Source organism: Pseudomonas sp. ICMP 460 (assembly GCF_002723595.1).
In the GTDB taxonomy this organism is placed as follows: domain Bacteria; phylum Pseudomonadota; class Gammaproteobacteria; order Pseudomonadales; family Pseudomonadaceae; genus Aquipseudomonas; species Aquipseudomonas kitaguniensis.
In genome coordinates, this window is the sequence record NZ_LKBR01000057.1 from 91,693 (window position 1) to 113,210 (window position 21,518).

Consider the following 21,518-nt stretch of genomic DNA (forward strand, 5'->3'; position numbering starts at 1 on the left):
AAGGTCCTCGCCCCACCACTCGGTGCCTCGCTTGGGCTCGGCATGCCCGCCCACAGGCTTGAATCCGTGGGCCGCCGCGATGGGCCATCCTTGGCCCAGCGCGGCTAACCCGGCGTCCTGCCGGGTTACCCACGGATTCAAGCCTGCGTGCGGCCATCGTGGTTTAACGGGGCGCTTCTAAGATCAAGATCACAAAGATCAAGAGCAAAAGCACGGCGGCCTGAAAGCCGACCTGAGTGGTTGAAGCGGATCAAGGGCGGGTTTTGCATACACGGCCGATCTGCTTTTTTTTGCTTTTTGTGGGAGCGGGCTTGCTCGCGATGGCATCAACCGGGTCTGCCTGATGTTCCGGGGCAGTTGCAGCGCAGGCATGCCCGGCTCACAAAAAAGTCGGGTTGCGCCAGGCGCCTCGCGTTATGGTTAGTGAACTTTTAAATGCTTGAGACCTATATGCCTGAACTGCACGTCGGCGAACGCCACTGGTCGGTAGCCACCGGCAGCAATTTGCTCGATGCCTTGAATCAGGCCGGTGTGGCCGTGCCTTACAGTTGCCGGGCGGGCAGTTGCCATGCGTGTTTGGTGCGCTGCCAGGGTGATGTCGAGGACAAGCAACCCGACGCCCTGAGCCCGGCGCAACGTCAGGATGGCTGGCGTTTGGCCTGCCAGTGCCAGGTCACCGGTGATGTGCAGGTCGAAACGTTTGACCCGGTGCGTGACGGTTTGCCCGCTCAAGTCGTTGGCGCTGATTGGCTCAGTGCGTCGGTGCTGCGCCTGCGTCTGCAACCGGAGCGCGGCCTGCGTTATCGCGCCGGGCAGCATCTGGTGGTGTGGGCGGGGCAGGTGGCGCGGCCTTATTCCCTGGCGAGCTTGCCGCAGGAAGATGCGTTTCTGGAGTTTCATCTCGATTGCCGCCAACCTGGCGAATTCAGCACTATTGCGCGGCAGTTGCAGGTAGGCGATTACCTGCGGCTCGGCGAATTGCGCGGCGGCGCGCTGCAATACGATTGCGATTGGCAATCGCGGCCGTTGTGGCTGCTGGCTTCCGGCACTGGCCTTGGGCCTTTGTGGGGCGTGTTGCGCGAAGCGTTGCGCCAAGAACACCAAGGCGCTATCCGTGTGATTCACCTGGCGCATGACGCCGACGCGCATTACCTGGCCGGGCCCTTGGCGGCGCTGGCCGCGCAGCACCCCAACGTGAGCGTGGAGCTATGGACCGCGGCTGAATTGACCCAGGCATTGGCACAACTTCGGCTTGTTTCGCGGCAAACTCTGGCTTTACTCTGCGGACACCCTGCCAGCGTCGAGGCGTTTTCCAAGCGCCTGTTTTTGGCGGGGTTGCCGCGCAATCAACTGCTGGCCGATGTGTTCCTGCCGCGTGGTTGAGCGCTGAACGTTCCAGTTGCGAGATTCGCCATGACCGATGCCATTTTAGTCCAGCGCGAGCGCGGGCTGCTGACGCTGCAGCTCAACCGCCCCGATAAAAAAAACGCCCTGACCCGCGCGATGTACACGCAACTGGCCGAGGCGCTGGAGCAAGCCGATGCGCAGGCAGACATTCGCGCCGTGCTGATCCAGGGCAGCAGTGAATGTTTTACCGCAGGCAACGATATTGGCGACTTTCTCGAACAGCCGCCGAGCGACCTCGACAGCCCGCCGTTTCACTTTATGCAGAGCCTGCTCAATTGCCGCAAGCCAGTGGTGGCCGGCGTGGCGGGTGCCGCGGTGGGGATTGGCACAACGTTGCTGCTGCATTGCGATCTGGTCTACATCAGCCGCGATGCGCGCTTGCGCATGCCGTTCGTCAACCTTGGGTTGTGCCCTGAATTTGGCTCAAGCCTGATTCTGCCGCGCCTGTTGGGGCATGCGAAAGCGGCTGAATTGTTGCTGTTGGGCGAAGGCTTTACCGGTGAGCAGGCGGCGCAGTGGGGCATTGCCACCGAGGCGTTGGGCAGTGGTGAGGCGGCACTCGCCAAGGCGCGGGAAATCGCCGAGCGCTTCGAAACCCTGGCGCCGGGAGCCGTGCAGGTCAGTAAACAGCTGATGAGAAGTGTTGATCGTGAGCAGTTGCGGCAGGTGATCGAAGAAGAGGGCGCATTGTTCACCCAGCGCTTGAAGTCGCCGGAGGCGATTGCGGCGTTGTCGGGGTTTATCACCCGGCGGTGAAGGTGGGTTGATGGGTCGGGCCTCATCGCGAGCAAGCCCGCTCCCACATTTTGATCTGTGAACACCGCCCACTGTGGGAGCGGGCTTGCCCGCGATGAGGCCAATACCGCCCACACAAAAATCGGCTCAAAAACGCAAAAAGCCCCGCCATTCACTGGCGGGGCTTTGGTTTTTCAGCCTGTCACATCAGACCATTGGGTCGCCAACGTGCAGGATTTTCATGCCGTTGGTGCCGCCGATCGTGTGGTAGCTGTCGCCCTTGGTCAGGATGACCCAGTCGCCTTTCTCCACTACGCCGCGCTTGATCAGCTCGTCGATGGCAGCCTGGCTGACTTCATGCGGCGGCAACGACGCCGGGTCGAACGGTACGGTGTACACGCCACGGAACATCGCCGCGCGCGCTTGGGTTTCGCGGTGCGGGGAGAACGCGTAGATCGGCACCGAGGAACGGATGCGCGACATGATCAGCGGCGTGTAGCCACTTTCGGTCAAGGCGATGATCGCTTTAACGCCCGGGAAGTGGTTCGCGGTGTACATGGCGGCCAAGGCGATACTCTGGTCGCAGCTTTCGAACTCTTTGCCGATGCGGTGGCTGGAGGTCTTGCTGGTCGGGTGCTTTTCGGCGCCGATGCAGATACGTGCCATGGCTTGAACAGCTTCCAGCGGGTAGGGGCCAGCAGCACTTTCAGCCGAGAGCATTACGGCGTCGGTGTAGTCGAGCACGGCGTTGGCCACGTCGGACACTTCGGCGCGGGTCGGCATCGGGTTTTGGATCATCGACTCCATCATCTGGGTCGCAACGATCACCGCTTTGTTGTGGCGGCGTGCGTGCAGGATGATCTTCTTCTGAATACCGATCAGCTCGGCATCACCGATTTCCACGCCCAGGTCGCCACGAGCAACCATTACTGCGTCGGAAGCCTTGATCAGGCCGTCGAGGGTTTCATCATTGGCCACGGCTTCGGCGCGTTCGATCTTCGCCACCAGCCAGGCAGTACCGCCGGCTTCATCGCGCAGTTTACGTGCGTATTCCATGTCGGCAGCGTCGCGCGGGAAGGACACGGCGAGGTAGTCCACTTCCATTTCGGCGGCGAGCTTGATGTCGGCCTTGTCTTTTTCAGTCAGTGCCGGGGCTGTCAAGCCACCGCCGCGACGGTTGATGCCTTTGTGGTCGGACAGCGGGCCGCCGATGATCACGGTGCAGTTCAGCTCGGTCGGGGTGGCGGTGTCGACGCGCATGACCACACGGCCGTCGTCCAGCAGCAACTCGTCGCCGACGCCGCAGTCTTTGACCAGGTCCGGGTAGTCGATACCCACGACTTCCTGGTTGCCGTCGGTTAGCGGGTGGCTGGTGGAGAAGGTGAATTTGTCACCGATTTTCAGCTCGATCCGCTTGTTGGCGAATTTGGCGATGCGGATTTTCGGGCCTTGCAGGTCACCCAGCAATGCCACGAAACGGCCATGCTTGGCGGCCAGGTCACGCACCAGCTTGGCGCGAGCCTTGTGCTCGTCCGGGGTGCCGTGGGAGAAGTTCAGACGGGCAACGTCCAAACCAGCCAGAATCAGCTGTTCGAGGACTTCCGGCGAGTTACTGGCCGGGCCAAGGGTGGCGACGATTTTGGTACGACGGACGGACATGCACAGACTCCTGAGTTCAAGCGCTGGGGAAGGCTACTATGCTCTTTCGTTGTAGTCATTGTTCGTTTGCACTACTTATCGACGATCGGCTTGTTTTTGCTGCGGTTGAATAGACCAACATCCTTGAAGATTTTCGGCGAGGGGTCGATACACTGCACAAGACAGGAGAACCCCTATGCGAATTTTGCTCGTTGCTGCCCTGGCCGTCAGTGTTGTCGGCTGTACCCGCTGGTCGATGGACCACCATTTGAACAACGCTTACCGCGCCTACGGGGTGGGTGATTGCCAGCGCGTTACTCTGGAGTTGTCGCAGGTCGACCGCGAGAGTCGCACCCGTCGTTACGTACAACCCGAGGTTTCAATGTTGCGCGGGCAATGCCTGGAACGTCAAAAATTGTTTGTTGACGCCGTCCAAACCTATCAGTTCATCATCAGCCAATACCCCGCAAGCGAATACGCTTACCGTGCCCGCGCCAGGCTCGATACGCTGCAGCAGTTAGGGCATTACCCCGGCGCCAGTGTTGCGCAGCCACGCCCGGCGTCGTTGTAATTATATATTTGTGACTGAGTGGGTGGCTCGATGCCGGTATTGGGCTATTGTTTAAATGTTCGTTTGTAGAGGTTTATATTCATACGAATGCTTAAACCTGACTCGGCATTTGTTTAGTGACCAATACGATGTTTTTGTCACGCCGAGCCTCAGGGAGAGTGAGCCATTGGCTCGTTCCGAATCATAGGCACGGCCAAGGCATGGCCATTGGATGGCGACCTCACATGTTTACCCACCGACGGATCGAGCGGCATGAATTATCCTGCTTCCTGCAGGTATTCAATCGTATTACCGACAAACCCATCGGCTTCCTCGGCAATGCTTCCGAACAGGCGCTGATGCTGATCAGCCACTTGCCGATGATGGTCGACGCTGATTTCGACCTGTGCTTGAAAATTCCTGGCGCAGACGGCGAGTTCCACATCATTGACCTCACGGCGACGTGTTTGTGGAGCCATGAAGACATCAACCCGCTGCATTATGACTCGGGGTTCCGTGTGGTTCAGGCCTGCGATGAATACGTGCAGGTGATCAACGCCTTGGTCAACTACTTCAGTTTCGACCCATTACAGGCATCCGCCTGAACCCCGCAGGTTCACTCAGAATGCGCCGGCTTTTTTCCAGCCCAGATAGCGTGTGACCAGCGCAGCGCCCAGCTCTGTGGGTGGAGTATCGAGTACCGCTAAACCATGCGCGCTCAGGCGATCATGCAATTCGTTGCGGGTATTCAGGTAGTCCACCGTGCCGCTGTAAATCAGCGCTTCAGGCAAGGTTTGCACAGGCGCCTGGCGCAGTTGATCAAGCACCTCCTCGCGCAGACTGGCCACCAGTACCCGGTGCTGTCGACCGATGCGCTTGGCCGCGGTGATCAGTGCATCATCGTCCTCATCGCGCAGGTTGGTGATTACGATCACCAGGGCTCGACGTTTTTGCCGGGCCAGTAACTGGCTGGCCGCAGCCTGATAGTCGGCGGTTCGCCGGGTGGTATCCAGGTCATACACCGCGTTGAGCAGCAGGTTCAGCTGGCTGCTGCCCTTGACGGGCGCCAGGTAGCGCGGCGCATCACCGGCAAAGGTGCACAGGCCCACCGCGTCGCCCTGACGCAGCGCGACATAACTCAGCAACAGGCAAGCGTTAAGCGCATGGTCGAAGTGCGATAACTCGCCGTCCTGGCTGCGCATGCGCCGGCCGCAATCAAGCATGAATACAATTTGCTGGTCGCGATCATCCTGGTATTGCCGAGCGATCGGTGTGCGTTGGCGTGCGGTGGCCTTCCAGTCGATCTGGCGCAGGCTGTCGCCTTCACGAAATTCACGCAGTTGATGAAATTCCAGCCCCAGCCCCCGCCGCTGATGTTGACGCACGCCGAGCTGGCTCAGCCAGTTATCCACACCGAGCAACTGTGCGCCGTATAAGCGGGCGAAATCCGGGTAAACACGGGTGGCATCCTCGACCTCGACAAAGCGTCGCGCCGACCACATTCCAAACGGGCTGGGCAATTGAATTTCACAGCGGCTGAAACTGAAGTGCCCACGGCGCAGAGGGCGCAGGCGATAGCCGACTTCGCTGCTTTCACCGGGGCGCAGCTCAAGGGTCTGAGGCAGGTTTTGCATGCTCAGGCCATCCGGGACGTGATCGAACACCTGCACCGTCAGCGGCTGCGCGCAACTGTGTGTGAGGGTCAGGCGAACTTCACCCCAACGCCCGAGTGCCAGGCTGCCGGGCATTTGCCGTTGCACCTGCACAGCGGGGCGGCGGCGCAGGCGCACGGCATCCAGTAACGTCAGCAGCAACAGCGCCAGCAGCAAACCCCAGGCTATCGAGTGCAACGTGCGGGGCACGTTGAACTGCAGCGCCACTGCCGCGCCGAGCAGGATGTTCAGGCCCAGCAGCACACCCAGCCAGCTCAACAACAGTCGGGTCGGCTTCATCGGCGAGTCACTGACGCGGGGCCGCAATCTGGTCCAGCAACTGCTTGAGCACCTGGTCGACCTCCAGACCTTCGATGTCCAGCTCCGGCGCAATGCGCACCCGATGACGCAGTACCGCGAGTGCGCACCCCTTGATGTCATCCGGGGTGACAAACACGCCACCGCGCAACAAAGCCCGGGCGCGGGCGCCGCGCACCAGGGCGATGGACGCTCGGGGCCCCGCGCCGATGGCCAGCCCAGGCCACGTGCGGGTGGCGCGAGCCAGGCGCACGGCGTAGTCGAGCACCTGTTCATCCAGGGCCAACTCACTGGCGATCTGCTGCAGGTGCAGCACGTCCTGGGCCTGCAACACAGTACGCAAAGGGTGCACATCCAACATGTCGGCCCGGGATGAGCGCGTCACCTCGCGCACCATCTGCAGTTCCTGCTGCGCGTCCGGGTAGTCCATGCGCACTTTGAGCATGAAGCGGTCCAACTCAGCCTCGGGCAGCGGATACGTACCTTCTTGTTCGATGGGGTTCTGGGTCGCCAACACCATGAACGGCTGACCAATGGGCAGCGCTTCACCCTCGAGCGTCACTTGGCGCTCCTGCATCGCTTCGAGCAGTGCGGCTTGGGTTTTGGCCGGGGCGCGGTTGATTTCGTCGGCCAGCAACAGGTGAGTAAACACCGGGCCTTTGCGCAGCTTGAATTGTTCGGTGTGCAGGTCGTACACGGCGTGGCCGGTGACATCGCTGGGCATCAGGTCCGGGGTGAACTGGATACGTGCGTAATCGCCACCAAAACACCGCGCCAGCGCACGCACCAGCAGCGTCTTGCCAAGGCCGGGTACGCCTTCGAGCAGCACATGACCGCCGGCGATCAACGCGGTGAGTACATCGTCGATCACCTGATCCTGGCCGATCACCGCCTTGCGCAGTTCAACGCGCAGGGCCTGTGCCTGTTGGCTGGCGTGCTGGAGGTTGTCTGCGGTGAGTGCATCGCTCACAACGTCCGGGCCGTTACTGATTTTTTCATCTTCCATAATTCAGGTACTGACCTTATTTAACGGTTCTCGTATTGTTCAAGGCGCAAGTAAGTGACTGCCTGCCTGCACAATAGCAATTGCATTAACGCATCAACACCCTCATGCCTTCCGAGGTTGTTTCTCGACTATGCTTGCCATGGGGCATTCACTGGCACTTTCACAAGGACGTGAGCATGAACGCAGAACACAACAGCCGCTTCACGCCGCACGTTAAAGGCCTCGGCCTGTGCATAACTTTGAGCCTTGGCCTGGAAAAATTCAGGGGGTTCGTTTGATGGCGCCAGCATCCAGCGCACGCTACGGAACCGCACAGGCCAACCCGGGCATGCTGCCCGCGCAAAGCGTTTCGGAGCGTGTGTTGGCGCAGAACGATGAAGGGCATCGGTTGTGTCTGCAAGGCGGTTTCGAGGCTGCCGAGGTCTGCTTTCGGTACGCTGTTCAACACCAGCCCGACTGGTCTGTCGCGCACAACAATTTAGGCTGGGCCTTGCAGGCTCAGGGCCACAACGAAGACGCCATCGGCAGTTACACGTCTGCCTTGCGTCTGGAACCAGGTTACGTGTTGGCTCGTGCCAATCTGGCTTATCTGCTTGCCCATCTGTATGTGCACACGGGCCAGTACGATACCGCACGCAGCATGTGGCAGGTGCTGGTCGAGCTGTATCCGCATGACCCCGAAGTGTTGGACAACCTCACCAGCACGGCGCTGCGAGCCAATGACCTGGCCGATGCAGGGCAATGGGCGTTGCGCCACGCGGCGGTCACGCGCGGCAGTGTCTGGCACTCGTTACCAGGCGATATACCGGAGGTTCCCATGCCTGCGCCCAAGCTCAGCCGAGGCAAGCTGAAGCATGATCTTGAGCAGTTGCGCTACTTGCGTGATCGGCAATTAATCAGTGCGCAATTGGCTGCCGTGATCGACGACTATGACGCCGCGCTGCAGTGCTTCAATGAGAGCGACAGTATTTTGCAGCAGCGGTTGTACGAGGCCACGCCGCTGAAATCCACCTATGGTCGAGTCATTCACCATCTGCCGGTCGCACGCCAGGACGCGGGTGCGTTAAACGCTGGCGAGGCGCTGCGCCGAGCGCAGCAGGATTACCAGCAGAGCCCGCTGGGCGTGGTGGTGATCGATGATTTCCTGACGCCACACGCGTTGAAGCAACTGCAAGAGTTCTGCCTGCAATCCACCGTATGGCATACCAACCGTTACGCGCATGGCCGCTTGGGGGCATTCTTCAGGGAAGGTTTTAACTGCCCGTTGCTGCTGCAGGTTGCCGAAGAAATCCAGCAGTACTTTGCGCAGGTGATCGGCCCCCGGCACCCGCTGTTGCAGCTGTGGGGGTTCAAGTACGGGCATGACCAGCCGGCCACTTACCCACATGCCGACTTCGCCGCGGTGAACGTGAATTTCTGGATCACTCCTGATGAAGCGAACCTGGATAAAAGCTCAGGCGGCATGCTGATCTACGACGTTGAAGCACCGCAGGACTGGGACTTCGACACCTACAACCGGCAAGGTGATCGGATCGCCGCGTTCCTGGAGGCGTCGGGCGCTCAGCCGCTGGTGATTCCTTACCGCTGCAATCGCGCGATCATCTTTAATTCGGACTTGTTCCATGCCACTGCGCCGCTTGCATTTCGTCCTGGCTACGCCAATCAGCGCATCAACATCACGCTGCTTTACGGTGAGCGCGCGCGTGCTGATCAGGCGTAATACAGGAACGCCCGGCACCTTGCGGCGCCGGGCAGGCAGGCCTCAACTGCCTTGGGTTTGCAGGTTCACCTGCAGCGTGCCGACGTTGTCGCGCAAACCTACCCCGTAGACTCCGTCCAGGTCATCGTTGATACACAACTGCAGCGGCCCCGACTGGCCCGCCGGTGCTTGCACGCCGTCGCCCACCAGGAATGGCGGATTGCTGCCGATTTGGCCGATTAATGCGGCTTCCGGCGCACCGGGCAGCGTGTAGCGTGCGGGAGCTCTGTAAGCGGGGTTGCCTGCGGGGCCAACCATGCCGGTGGCGGGGTTGGCGGTCCACAATCCTTGGGCGCTGATGTGCGTGACCTGGCGGCCGGTCACCGTCAGCCCGCTGGCTTGCCAGGCTTGGTTGGCCTGTACGGTTAGCGTGATAGGGTAAAGCACATTGACGGCATCGCTGGTGCTGGCGGTATCGAAACCTGCACCGGACAGGGCGCTGGCCATTTCAGGCGCCGGCGTACCGGGCAGCACTTTAGGGCCAAGAATGATCGTACCAATGTCGAATGCCGTCAGAGCCGGATAGATGTCATGCAGGGTGATTGCCAGTGCCGCCGCAGTGATGGGTGCGAACACTTCGTGTACCGCTTCGGCCACCACGGCGCCGTTACGAACCAGTTCCTCGTGCGGCAGTGCGAACGCCATGGCGCCGATACCGGTTGACGCCGACGCCAGCGCGGTACGCACCGCGTCACTTGCGCCAAGGCCTTGCTGCTTAAGGGGTTGCAGGAGGCCAATCAAGGGTTGTACATCGATTGTCATGCGGGTGCTCCTTTAGGTGGGGATGACGCCTGCCTTGTGCGTGTCAGAGCGGCCGATCAGCCTTGCGGTGGCGGGCTGGTGCTGGCCCAGCCCAACCAGTCGCCACCCGCTGAACCTTGGGCGATATGCCAGAGCTGATTGTCGTTGTCGACAGCCCACAGCAGTACACAACCATTGTTCTGCAAAGCCGCTGCGATGTTCTTCATCGGCTTCGGCTGCCCCTTGAAACCCGGGCCTTCCCATTTGCTCCAGGGGCCGCCAGGGGCAGTTTGGTACAACGTCCATACCTGGCCGCTGGCGCCGACACCCCATAGCTCCACACCTCGGTTGCCCTGTTGTTGCGAGGCAGTAATAGAGGTAAAGGCTTCGGGCTGCCCGACAAAACCCGGGCCTTGCCAAGCGTCCCAGTCGCCACCGGCCGAGTGCTGGCTGATACCCCACAGCTTGCCCTCGCGGTCCAGCCCCCAGAACATCACGCTGCCATTACTCTGTTGCGCAGCGGCCAGCTTGAACAGCGGGGCTGGCTGGCCCTTGAAGCCGGGGCCTTCCCATTGGCTCCAACGGCCGCCCGCGGTGATTTGGTACAAGGTCCAGACTTGACCGTCAGCGCCCGCCGCCCACAGCTCGACGCCACGACTGCCACCCTGTTGCGATGCCGCCAGTTGCTCGAAGGCACACGGCTGGACGCCCACTTTGGGGCCGCTCCAGGCGTTCCAGTCACCGCCGGGGCTGCCCTGGCTGCAGGTCCAGACACTGCCTGCGCCGTCGAGCCCGGCAAACAGTACGTTGCCATTGTTTTGTAGTGCCGCTGCCAGTTGGTGCAACGGCGTCGGCTGGTTTTTGAAGCCAGGGCCTTCCCAGTTGCTCCAGTTGTCACCGGCGCTGCGTTGGTACAGGGTCCAGACCTGCCCCGATGTGCTGGCTACCCACAATTCGATGCCACGGTTGCCGGCTTGCATTGAGGTGGCGATTGTTGCGAACGGCTCCTGAACGGGCGGGGCGGGATAGAGCACCTTGATGGCATCGGCCACCGCCGCCGCTGAAAAGCCCGCTGCGACCAGTGCGCTCTGCATCTGCACGGCTGTGGCTGCGGGGAACACCCCCGGTGCCAGCAGGATCTTGCCGATATCGATTGGTCCAAGCGCTGGGTAGAGCTGGTGCAGAATGCTGGCCATCTCGTTGAGTGTGACCGGCGCATAGGCCTGAGACAGCGCCTGGGCCAACGCTGAGCGTTGTGCGTCAGTATCGGCTCGGCGCGTGATCGAGGCGTGGGCGTCGAGTTGCGCCAGCACGCTGCTCGCTGCCTGCACGGCGGGCATGCCTTGCTGGCGCAGAGGTTCTAGAAGGCTGATCAGGTGCGGGATATCAGTTGTCATAAGGCTCCTTGCTTCAGTGATAAGCGCTGACCAGCGCGATGGACAGGTCCAGGGGTGACAGGCTGGGGAACGCAGCCTTGAGTCCTTCGCCGGTGTCCGCTGCCGGGTACCCGGCTTGCGCCATGGCCGCGGCCAAATCCGTATCGACCAGTTTGGGGAATGCCTTGAGCAGACCGGTTGCACAGGCCACGCCGTTTGCGCCTTGGGCACGCAGGCCACGCGCCGTCTGTACCGGGCCGGGGTAGGCTTGGATCAACGCCTCTGCCAGCGCCTGCGGCGGCGTTTGTGGCCAAGCGGCGAGCAGGCCCTTGCTGGTCTCGGCCACCACGTAACCGCCCTTGGCCATGGCACTGGCCAGGGTGTCGAGGGTTAGCGTGGGGAACGTGCGCAACAGCTGAGGCCCGCAGTCGGCGCCCGTCACGCCCTGCGCAAACAGACGGCTGGCCATTTGCTCCGGATCTGCGTAAGCCTGTGCCAGCGCTGCCGCCAGGTCTTGTGGTGAGGTCTGCGGCCACACTGCCATAAGGCCTTTGCTGGTGTCGGCCAGCGCGTAACCGCCTTGGGCCATGGCGCTGGCCAGGGTCTCGAGGTTCAGGCTCGGGAACGCTTGCAACACCTGTTGGGCGCAAAGGGTGGCCTCGACCTTCTGGCCATTGAGCGCGGTCGTCATCTCTACGGCGTTGGCGTATAGCGTGATGGTGATATCCACCGTGGTCGAAGGAACGCCGGGCAGGATGCCTTCTTGGCCCACGGCAGGGATGGCCTGCACCAGCAGGTGGTAAAGCCGTGGCGAGCCAGCGATGCCGGTCAGTGTCAGCGCGGCAATCAACTCGTCGCCCTGTGCGCTTGTCTGCAACTCGGTGACTTGCAACGGGCTGTCGGCGCTGTGTATGACCGCCTGGTAGCGCGTGGCATTTGCGACTGCCTGCCAGCGCAGCGTGGCGCTGCTGCCGGCACTGCTGGCTTGCAGCTTCTGCGGCTGACCCAAACGATTCAGGGTCAGCACTGCGCTTGCAGGGCTAGCCACGGTGGTATTGCTGCCTTGTGTGACCAGGCTGAAACCGAAGTCGCCGACAGGTGCCGCCACATCAAAGGTGATCGAGCACTGCGTGGGCGGCGCCTGTTGTGGTTGCGCCGGTTCGATCTGACGGTCAGCTACCCAGGTGCCGCCTGCATGTGTGCTGGAGAGCACATAGGACTGCGCTTCGGGCACGGCTGTCCAGCTCAGCACTACGCCGCAGTCAGGCGCGATAATGCTGCTGTCGGCGTGCGCCAGCAGGGCTGTCGGCGCGGCAAGACGCTGGAACGTTGCGTCGGCCCATTGAGTTTTGGCGTCGCCATGGACACCCTGTACCTGGGCCTTATAGGGGCCGGCGGACCATTGCGCGTCGAAATCGAACTGGGTCGCGCGCGCGGTCATGTTCAGGCCAGGCTGGTCGAGCAGCACTTTTGCGGCACTGTCGAGCAATTGCGCGTTATAGCCGGCGTTGCCCTGGCCACCACCCCAGGTAAGTGTCACTACTCGGTTGGCGATGCTGATGCTGGGGTGGTCAGGTGCACTTTGGGTGCCTGTGCCTGTGCCTGTTCCGGTACCTGTACCCGTTCCTGTACCCGTCCCAGTGCCTGTCCCGGTTCCCGTTCCCGTTCCTGTCCCGGTACCTGTCCCGCCAACGATCGAGATGATAGCCAAAACCGTACCGGCTACCGCTGCAGCTGCGCCCGCTGCTCCGGCGGCGGCCGCTTCGGCTGCCGCCAGCGCTGCGGCCTCGGTTGCCGCGACGGCGTCGGCGGCTGCGCCGTCGATCAGGCTTTGGCAGGCCAGTGTGGCGGCGTAGGACGCTGCAGCCTTGCCAGCCGTCAGGCCGATCACTGCTGCGATGGCCTCGCTGTTGCTTGCCAAGCCTTTGACGAACGATTCTGCGGCGCCGGCGAGCGCGCGGTCGATGTAACCCCCCAATTCCGAAAAATTGATCGAGTTGGGCAGTGGGATCGAAACCATCGCAGGAAAGGGGATCGCCACCGCGGTCAGTGAAGTGCCTGCAACCGACAGGGTGTATTTTCCGTTCAGTTGCAGGCTCACGCCGTCGTCCTGTGTGCTGAACGACACGCTTATGTTGAACGTCGATGCAAGCAAGGACTTGAAGGCGAAGTCTGCCAACTTGCCGCATCCGGAACTGCCTTGCTCGGACAGCTCTTGCAGCGTCTTGATGAAGTCGATCGCCTTGGTCAGGTAGTCGAAGCTCGGCCAGTTGGTGACCTGGAAACCGCCATCATCTTTGCTGTAGCGCACCCCCAGCGAGGTGTTTTTCGGCAGGAACGGTGAGTAATCGGACAGCGCGGTGAGCGTGCCGTCGATTTGCATGTTGCCCTTGCTGTTCTTGCTGCTCATCACGCTGACATCGACGCCGAATGATGCCTGCATGAACCACACACTGCCGGCAAACCCCATCGACTGTTTGCCCGCCACCGTGGATATCGCCAGCGCCGGGCCACCGCTGGCGCTGGTCGCTTTGGGCGCGGCGATGGTCATGATGTAGATGTCGATGGGGTTGGCCAGGGCGATGGAGGCGGTGACGCCGTCTTTGGCGATCTGGATGTTGCCCACCACTTCGAAGGTGGTAACCAGTGTCAGGTCGAACAGTGCCTGAATATTAAAACCCGGCTGGTAGACGATACTGCTGGCCGGCGGAGCGGCAGGCAAGGTGCCGGCCGTGGCAGGGCAGGCAAACGTATCCAGGCTCAGCGGTTGGCTGCTCGCCGTTTTGCAGTAGTAGAGCTGGCTGCCAGCCTTGAAAACGATGTCGATCAAAGAGGTGGGCCATACCGCGCTACCGATGCACTGGTTGAACACATCACCGATCGAAAGGGTCTTGTCGACTTTGACACTGGCAACTTGAGGGGTACTGTTTTGCAGGTAGATGTACCCGGTGAGCTGGGCCGAACCCACCTTGACTGTGCCCTGTACCTGGAAGTTTTTCTGCGCGGTGGCGTCGCCATAACGAGCAAAGACGCCGAACATCAGGTTGCTGAACGAGATGCCGCTCATGGCCCCACCGAACAGTTCCGGGATGTTATCGGGCTTGGCGGTCCGCAGGCAGGCGGCGAATGTCTGGGTGACATCATCGGAAACCAGCGCACCGCTGAAGACATAGTTGTTATCGAACAGCGAGACAGTGAGATTGCCGTTGACGCTGAGTTTACTGGCCGTGGTGAACTGGTAGAGGATATTGACGTTCTCGAAGCCGAACAGGCCGAACAACTTAATGTTTGGCAGCGCTGCAGAGTAGACCGCCTGTTGGACTGCGGCGCCGGCTGTACTGCCGCTGGTTAGCAGGGCGGACAACGAGAGTGTGTCACCGGCACCCGTCGAGGTGTCGTAACCGATCTGCAGCAAGCTGCCGAACAGTTTTATGTCCTTTAGACTTACCGTGAGCCAGAACCCACAAGTGTTGGCCATGGTCAGGGTGGTTTTGGCCACACTGATGGGCACCGGAGTCTGTGGAAAAATGCTGAACAGATTAGTGCCACTGGGCGGCGTACCGTTGCCGAAATGGCTGAAGGTGAAGAAACCCGCATCCTGCACCAGCAAGCTGCCGGTAGGCAGTTGCGTATTGAAGGCTTTGTTGATCAGTTCAAGGACATCCATCCCGCCAGCATTCGCGGCGGCCAAATCTGCGTAGATCAGGCTGTATTGGCTTGAAAGGTCGAGTTGGCACTTGCTCTGGGTGGCGAACGTGCCGCCAAAAATCTGTGACCAGGCAAAATGTGCCGAGACGCGGATATCCATGGGCGAGTGGCCCTCCCGCAGGCAAGGTACTTCGAAGCAGCGGGGCAATGACCATTGCCCCGCCAAGTGAGCGAGCGCGGATCAGCTGAAGGTATGGGTCTTGGGATCGTAAGTGCCTTCCGAGACGACTACGTTCAGGTCTTGCACTACATCGCTGCCGATGGCGCCCGAGATGATGTCCATCGGTGGCGACACCGCGACATACACCTCGCTGGTGCCACCCACTGCGACGGCGAGCAGGGTTTGAGGGGGCGGAGTCGTGCCGCCAGCTGCGGGAGCCTGGGAGATGACACTGAACAGGAACGGCACTTCTTTGGTGGGCGCGGAACTTGGGATGGCGAGCGAGGCGGTGTAGATTTTGTTGTCGATGTTGAAGACGGCGTTAACGACAGCACTGATAGCCATTATTAGAACTCCATTCTGCATTGACTAGCGATTGCGGTGTGTGACCAGCTTCCCGGCACACGGTAGTGGCGCTTTGCTACTGTAGTAGGCGTCCTTTTGTTTAGCAAATCACCATCCGACAGTCGGTCTTTACCCAACTTTCCTAAGAGGCAACCAAGTGCCGGATCACAGGGCATTCCTGAGCGTTTGCAGGCACGCCACCTGACGGCTGAAATCGGCGCTGGTGAGCCGTTTTGCCGGGAGTGGGCCGAGGGCCTGGCGGATAAGGTGGGAGGGTTGGCGCGTCAGGCCTTCAAGCACCTGCCACTGTTCAGCGCTGTCGAGGTGTTCAAAGCCTGGGTGACGACGCCTTGCTGCGCGTTGCACGTCGCGTTGCAAGGCTTGCAACAGGCTGCCTTGGCCGCAGCGGCGCAGCAGGAAGTCGGCGCTGGCTTGCAGGTGTTCCTGCAATTGCCGGCGAGCCTTGGGCGCAGGTGCCTGGATCGGACCTTGGCGCACACTGGCCTGCCAGAGCGCCAGGGCAATCAGCGCGACGAGCGCCACCAGGGCTTGCGGGAAATTGCGCAGCAACAGGCTCAGCAGGTTGTCTTCGTCACTGTTAAACAGCAGGGTCACGTCGGTGCCCTGGTTGAGGTACCACAACAACCAGGCGTTATCGTGTTTGCCGATGCCAGCGGTTTTCCACAGGTCGCTGTCGGTTACAACCGTCACGGTGCCCTGGCCGAGGCCGCGTTGCATCAGGTGGCTGGACCGGGCGCTGTTGGCGGAAAATTGTGCCAGGTGCTTGGGGTCGGTGAGGTTGAAGTCGGTATCGAAGCTGAAATACGCCGGGGCGGTTTCGTTGTCGACGTACAGTTTGGTCAGGTCCGGCGCTTTCTTTTTGCGCGGCGGCGCTGGCGCGTCAACGGCCTCACTCATGACTGAGTGGATGTTCAACCGATCAAGCAGCAGGTCAGCGCTTTTGCCGGTTTCTTCATCCCACAGTGCTTCGGCGACCACCAGCAGGTGGCCGCCTGAATTCGCCCAGCCGATCAATTGATCCACTTGGCGTGGGCTCATGTTGCTGCGTTCGCCCAGCAGTAACAGGCTATGACCTTTGGCGGGAAGGTTGGTGAGTCGTTCAAGGCTATTGGCGTGCTCAACGGCCAGCCCTTGTTGGCGCAGAAAGTATTCTGCCGCCAGGTAGGGGTTCGCCTGGGCGAGTGGCGAGGGGCCGCGATCGACCACTTCGTCATACGGGATTGCCTTGTGCCACGCATAAAAAGCGCCAGCGCCCAGCACGCACGCCAGCAGCAGCCCGACGTATATCCACGGCCGGTTCATTGCGCGGCCTCCGAACCGAACAGCGCCCGCCAATCGTTGCAGAGTTTTTGCTGGGCAAAGGCAGGCGGCAGGTGGTGACCATACGCGAGGTTCTGCCAGTGCCGGGTCAGTTCATCACTGAACGCCAGCAGTTGCGGTTGTTGCAGTTGGTCAACACGCTGCAGCACCTGGCCTTCGGTATCGGCGCTTTTCAGTGGCAGGTTGAAGTCATGCAACAAGCGGCTGAGCAGGCCCCGGTACAGAAGGCCAAGGGCTTCGCGCGGCTGCGTCGGCCATAATTGTTCAGCGGCGCTGGCGATGTCTTCGGGCAATGTCTCTGTGCCCAGCGCCAGGCCGAACATCTGCGCCGGTGCCGCTTTGGCTATTTTGGGGCTGCGCTGCGGGCGTCGGCTGACAAACGCGCGCAGCCACTCACGGTAGCGCCAGAGCAGCAGCGCGACGCCGCCGATCACCACGCTCCAGAGGAGTATTTCCAACCCTTGCCCAAGCGTTTTAAAGGTGTTGCTGTTGAACTGGTTCAGCAACGCCTGAAGCCACGCGGGTAATTTACCGTCGCCGCGTGCCTGCTTTTCAGTCACGGTTTTTTCGTCACCAAAACGGTAGCGGGTAACGGTTTGCGGGTTTTTGAAGGGCGGCTGTTCCAGCACGTGCTTGATCGATTGGCTGGCGGTTTGAGTACTGAGCGGTGGCTGCTCGCTTGCGCCATCAGCCATCGCTGGCGGGCTGGCGGGTATTAGCAACAGGCCCACAACCAGCACCAGTAAAGGCGCACTGTTGCTCAGGCGCTGGCGTAACCGGCGTAAAACCAGTTCCAGGTCCCAGGCTTCCAGTACAGTGCGTCGGTTGAGGTACAGGCTGAACCCGCAGGCCACATAAATGGGCTCCCAGAACACCAGAACCAGTGCATAAAAGGCGTTGGTCAGGTGTTCCAGCCAAAGCCAGTCCGAGCCCACCGCAAGCGCGAGCTGTTGCCAGTCCCAATCGCGTTCAACCTGTTCTGGAATGAACAGGTAGAGCAGTGTCATGCCGCCAAGCCACAGGCCGACTTCCAGGTGCATACCGATGAGGGTCAGCCAGCGCGCGGCGCCGGCGTTGTGCCGTAGCAACACCCCGAGGCGTTGTTGGCGCGCCTGATCAGCCAGGCCTTCAAGCTGGCTCACCGGCAGCACAAAACTGCGACTCAAGCTGAGGCGGCGCCAGGTCAGGCTGACCAGCAACTGGCTTTTGAGCAGGCTTGGCCAATGGCGTACGGCTTGTTTGATACTCGGCGTTTCACCAAACAGGGCCTTGGACAGGATGTACAGCGGCAAGCGTTCGAAAGCCGGCTTGAGCCACCAGAACACCAACAGTGCGACAGAGGGGTGTTCCCAGAGCAGCGCCGTGAGCAGGGCAAACACCGGCAAGCTGACCAGCGCCCAACTGCTCATCAATAAAAGGCGATACTTGCGCGCCATTAAGATGCCAAGGTCCATGGCTTCCCAAGTGGTACGGGGGCGGATAACCACGCTGGCATCACTCAGGCGCATGGCGAGTCCTTCCAGCGAGGGTCAGGTAAGCAGCTACCAGCAGCCAAAGCGCAGTGCCCACAAGGTATTTGGCCCAGGGGGCGATGGTGGTGGTGGAAGACCAGTAGGCCTCGATAAACGCTGCGATCAACAGGAACACGATCACACCGCAGAGCATCTGCACGCTTTTGTGCGCCGCCAAACGCAGTGACTCACTGCGCGCCAGTGGCCCCGGCGCGATCAACGCCCAGCCCAATTGCAACCCTGCCGCACCGGCGAGGGCGATGGCGCTCAATTCGAATGCACCGTGCCCGATAACAAATGACCAGAACGTTTGGCCATAGCCTATTTCGGTCAGATGACCGGCGACGGCACCGATGATCAAACCGTTGAAAATCAGAAAAAACGCGCTGCCCAAGCCGAACAGCAAACCGGCGGCAAAGGTCTGGAAGGCGATGCCGATGTTGTGCATCACGTAGTAGCCAAACATCATCCAGTCCTCGCTGGAAGCGCGTTCGGCGGCGCGGCCCAAGCGGCTGGCGTCGGGGTCGTACATGCTCTGCATCTCGGCGACCTGTTGGGCGCTGATGATGTTGTAGATCAAGTTTGGAAACGCATACACCAGCAGGGCTATGCCCACCAGGCTGCCGAAGAACAGCAGGCTGGCGACCAGCACGAAGCGCCATTGTTCGCGCACCAGACGCGGGAAGTCGGCCAGGATAAAAGCCAACAGGTTCGCGCCCAATTGGCTGCGATGGCGATACAACTGTTGGTGGCCACGCAGCGCCAGTTGCTCCAGCGGGTCGACCAGGTAACTGCTGTAACCGCGCTCTTGAGCCAGGGCCAGGTGCTGACATAAACGTCGATAGTGATGAGGAAACTCGGCCGCGTCACCGGGCCTGGCTTTACCGTGCTCCAATGCTTTCAGTTGCTCTGCAAAGGCCTGCCACTGGGCTTGGTGACGGCTCTCGAACTGGCTCTGTTTCATACAGGCCCCAACAGGCCACGGGCGACACCGTTAAGTTGCTCGACGGCGCGCGCCGGGGACACTTGCAAGGGTTCGGCAAGGATTGCGGCCAGTTCATGCACCCGCTCGGCGGACAGTTCTGCCTGGCGTTCGGCGAAGCCAAGGATGGCGCGCTGTTCGCTCAGCTCCAGGGCAAAGGGCAGGCGCAGGGCCGTAGCGTGAGGTATTTGCGGGCGCACCAGGGGCCGTTCGCGGTAGATCACCAGGGTGCCGGCTGCCAGGTCACCGAGGCGTTTGAAATGGGGATGTTGCAGGCAACTGATGGCGCCAAGGAAGTAGCCGAAGGGCAGCATGTCGACAAACCGCAGCAGGTTACGAATCAGCGAAGCGGACCAGCCGACCGGCGTGCCGTCGTCCTGCACCACCCGCAGGCCCATCACCTGTTTGCCCGGAGAGCAGCCTTGATTGAGCACTTCGAACAGCACCATGTACCACCAACTGACCAGAAACAGCAGCAATGAACCCACGCCAATACCAATATTGCCGAGCAACGCCAGCGGTACGAGCAGGGTGCCCATGAGCAGCCCACGCACGCCCAGGTCGAAGGCAAAGGCCAGTGCGCGAGGGGGCAAGCCTGCCGGGCGCAAGGGCAGATCGATGCCCTCGGGCGTCTCGATCTGATAGCGGGTGTCCAAAGGGGCTGGTGGCATTGCAATCCCTGGCAGTGCAAAGCGGTTGGGAGAGACGGATGCTAGCAGTGTCGCCGATGGAAGCAACTACTCAAGTTTTTGCTGGTCAAGTTTTTGCTGGATGTTTGTACAGTCAGGTATCGCTGGCCCCCGACGCCTTACAGCGCCTAGACTTCGTCGATCTTCAGTACAGGAACAGCCCGTGACCTCCATTTTCTGGTACGACTATGAAACCACCGGTATCAACCCGCGCAGCGATCGCCCGCTGCAGGTTGCCGGTATTCGTACCGACCTCGAACTCAACGAGGTCGGCCCGCCGGTCAATCTTTATTGCCGGCCCAGCGACGATATTCTGCCGCACCCGGCCGCCTGCGCGATCACCGGTATCACCCCCGGCATTCTGGCCGAGAAGGGCTTGGCTGAAGCTGACTTCATGACCCGTGTACACGCTGAGTTGGCCGCGCCAGGCACCTGTGGCGCGGGTTACAACACCCTGCGCTTTGACGATGAAATGACGCGCTACAGCCTGTACCGCAACTTTTTTGACCCCTACGCGCGTGAATGGCAGGGCGGCAACAGTCGTTGGGATTTGATCGATGTGGTGCGCACCGCCTACGCGCTGCGCCCGGATGGGCTTGTGTGGCCTGAGCAGGACGGGCGCGTCACCCTCAAGCTTGAACGCTTGACCGAGGCGAACGGCATCGACCATGGCCAGGCCCACGATGCCTTGTCGGACGTGCGTGCCACCATTGCTTTGGCGCGTCTGGTTCGGGACAAACAACCCAAGTTGTATGACTGGCTGTTCCACCTGCGCAGCAAGCAGCGGGTGATGGATCAGGTGCGGTTGCTGCAACCCATGGTGCATATCTCCGGGCGGTTTTCTGCTGAGCGGCATTACCTCGGCGTGGTACTACCGCTGGCGTGGCACCCGCGCAATCGCAATGCGCTGATTGTGTGTGACCTCGGGCTCGACCCGCAGGGCTTGCTTGATCTGGACGCCGCTACCTTGCGCCAGCGCCTCTACACGCGGCGTGATGAGCTGGCGGAAGGTGAGCTGCCAGTGCCACTCAAGTTAATTCATATCAACCGGTGCCCGGTGGTTGCCCCCTTGAATGTGCTGCGGGCGCAGGACCGTGAGCGGCTTCAATTGGATATTGACGCTTGCCAGGCGCGCGCGCTGCGACTAACTGACGCACAGGAAGTGTGGCGCGACAAGTTGGCGGCCATTTATGCCGAGGAAGATTTTGCGCCGAGTAGCGACCCCGAGCAGCAGCTCTACGATGGTTTTATAGGTGACCGCGACCGCCGTCTGTGCGAGCAAGTCCGGGCGGCAGAGCCTGTACATCTCGCGCGCCAGCCATGGCCTTTTGATGATGAACGTTTACCGGAATTATTATTTCGCTACCGTGCACGTAACTTTCCTGACACCTTGAACAACGAGGAGCAACAACGCTGGAAACTTTTCTGTCAGCAGCGTTTGTCCAAGTCGCAATGGGGCGCGCCGAATACCCTTGAGGCATTTAAGCAGGCACGTCAGGAGTTGGCGATAAGTGCTACATCGTTTCAGCGCGAGGTGTTGGATCAATGGCAGGCGTATGCCGACTCTTTAGCCGCGCGGCTGAATCTGTAGACAGCTAAT

The 21,518-nt window shown here is 60.9% G+C and carries 17 protein-coding genes; 6 read left to right on the forward strand and 11 right to left on the reverse strand.

Annotation, left to right across the window (positions count from 1 at the left end; translation table 11 throughout):
- Positions 1 to 450: 450 nt before the first annotated feature.
- A complete protein-coding gene (locus AO240_RS24265; RefSeq protein ID WP_099239886.1) occupies positions 451 to 1,383 on the forward strand; it encodes an iron-sulfur-binding ferredoxin reductase in 933 nt (310 codons plus the stop codon).
- Positions 1,384 to 1,413: 30 nt separating this feature from the next.
- A complete protein-coding gene (locus tag AO240_RS24270; protein WP_099239888.1) occupies positions 1,414 to 2,163 on the forward strand; it encodes an enoyl-CoA hydratase-related protein in 750 nt (249 codons plus the stop codon).
- Between the two features lie 186 nt (positions 2,164 to 2,349).
- On the opposite strand, the gene pyk is transcribed toward AO240_RS24270, so the two are convergent.
- Positions 2,350 to 3,801 carry a pyruvate kinase gene (gene pyk, locus AO240_RS24275; protein WP_058412510.1) on the reverse strand — a complete coding sequence of 484 codons (1,452 nt, stop codon included), beginning with the start codon at positions 3,799 to 3,801 and terminating at the stop codon, positions 2,350 to 2,352.
- A gap of 175 nt (positions 3,802 to 3,976) precedes the next feature.
- On the opposite strand from pyk, the gene AO240_RS24280 reads away from it, so the two are divergent.
- A complete protein-coding gene (locus AO240_RS24280) occupies positions 3,977 to 4,351 on the forward strand; it encodes a tol-pal system YbgF family protein (RefSeq protein ID WP_058412509.1) in 375 nt (124 codons plus the stop codon).
- Positions 4,352 to 4,575: 224 nt separating this feature from the next.
- Complete coding sequence (locus AO240_RS24285) at positions 4,576 to 4,935, forward strand: pilus assembly protein PilZ (RefSeq protein ID WP_099239890.1); 360 nt, start codon at positions 4,576 to 4,578, stop codon at positions 4,933 to 4,935.
- A gap of 15 nt (positions 4,936 to 4,950) precedes the next feature.
- Here the strand turns inward: AO240_RS24285 and AO240_RS24290 are convergent, their stop codons facing one another.
- Positions 4,951 to 6,282 (reverse strand): DUF58 domain-containing protein, encoded by a 1,332-nt coding sequence (locus tag AO240_RS24290; RefSeq protein WP_099239891.1) that lies wholly within the window; start codon positions 6,280 to 6,282, stop codon positions 4,951 to 4,953.
- A 7-nt stretch (positions 6,283 to 6,289) separates the two neighbouring features.
- Positions 6,290 to 7,306, reverse strand: coding sequence for an AAA family ATPase (locus AO240_RS24295; RefSeq protein ID WP_371918674.1), 1,017 nt, complete (start codon positions 7,304 to 7,306; stop codon positions 6,290 to 6,292).
- A 277-nt stretch (positions 7,307 to 7,583) separates the two neighbouring features.
- On the opposite strand from AO240_RS24295, the gene AO240_RS24300 reads away from it, so the two are divergent.
- Positions 7,584 to 9,026, forward strand: coding sequence for a tetratricopeptide repeat protein (locus tag AO240_RS24300; RefSeq protein ID WP_099239893.1), 1,443 nt, complete (start codon positions 7,584 to 7,586; stop codon positions 9,024 to 9,026).
- Between the two features lie 42 nt (positions 9,027 to 9,068).
- Here the strand turns inward: AO240_RS24300 and AO240_RS24305 are convergent, their stop codons facing one another.
- From AO240_RS24305 to AO240_RS24340, 8 genes are all read right to left on the reverse strand, one after another.
- Entirely contained in the window at positions 9,069 to 9,827 is a 759-nt protein-coding gene (locus tag AO240_RS24305; RefSeq protein WP_099239895.1) for a hypothetical protein, read from the reverse strand.
- Between the two features lie 56 nt (positions 9,828 to 9,883).
- Positions 9,884 to 11,203: a hypothetical protein gene (locus AO240_RS24310; RefSeq protein WP_099239897.1), complete on the reverse strand. Its 1,320-nt coding sequence runs from the start codon at positions 11,201 to 11,203 to the stop codon at positions 9,884 to 9,886.
- A 13-nt stretch (positions 11,204 to 11,216) separates the two neighbouring features.
- On the reverse strand, positions 11,217 to 14,990 hold the full coding sequence (locus AO240_RS24315; protein ID WP_099239899.1) for a hypothetical protein: 3,774 nt from the start codon (positions 14,988 to 14,990) through the stop codon (positions 11,217 to 11,219).
- 81 nt (positions 14,991 to 15,071) lie between these two features.
- Complete coding sequence (locus AO240_RS24320; RefSeq protein WP_099239901.1) at positions 15,072 to 15,395, reverse strand: hypothetical protein; 324 nt, start codon at positions 15,393 to 15,395, stop codon at positions 15,072 to 15,074.
- Between the two features lie 165 nt (positions 15,396 to 15,560).
- Positions 15,561 to 16,718, reverse strand: coding sequence for a DUF4350 domain-containing protein (locus AO240_RS24325; RefSeq protein WP_099239903.1), 1,158 nt, complete (start codon positions 16,716 to 16,718; stop codon positions 15,561 to 15,563).
- Complete coding sequence (locus AO240_RS24330) at positions 16,715 to 18,244, reverse strand: DUF4129 domain-containing protein (protein ID WP_099239905.1); 1,530 nt, start codon at positions 18,242 to 18,244, stop codon at positions 16,715 to 16,717. Before AO240_RS24330 ends, AO240_RS24325 begins: the two co-directional genes overlap by 4 nt.
- The gene (locus AO240_RS24335) at positions 18,231 to 19,211 is read right to left on the reverse strand and encodes a stage II sporulation protein M (RefSeq protein ID WP_099239907.1); all 981 of its coding nucleotides are present in this window, start codon (positions 19,209 to 19,211) and stop codon (positions 18,231 to 18,233) included. The genes AO240_RS24330 and AO240_RS24335 overlap by 14 nt, the downstream gene beginning before the upstream one ends.
- Positions 19,208 to 19,900 carry an RDD family protein gene (locus tag AO240_RS24340; RefSeq protein WP_099239909.1) on the reverse strand — a complete coding sequence of 231 codons (693 nt, stop codon included), beginning with the start codon at positions 19,898 to 19,900 and terminating at the stop codon, positions 19,208 to 19,210. Before AO240_RS24340 ends, AO240_RS24335 begins: the two co-directional genes overlap by 4 nt.
- A gap of 181 nt (positions 19,901 to 20,081) precedes the next feature.
- On the opposite strand from AO240_RS24340, the gene sbcB reads away from it, so the two are divergent.
- A complete protein-coding gene (gene sbcB, locus AO240_RS24345; RefSeq protein WP_099239911.1) occupies positions 20,082 to 21,509 on the forward strand; it encodes an exodeoxyribonuclease I in 1,428 nt (475 codons plus the stop codon).
- The last annotated feature ends 9 nt before the right edge of the window (positions 21,510 to 21,518 follow it).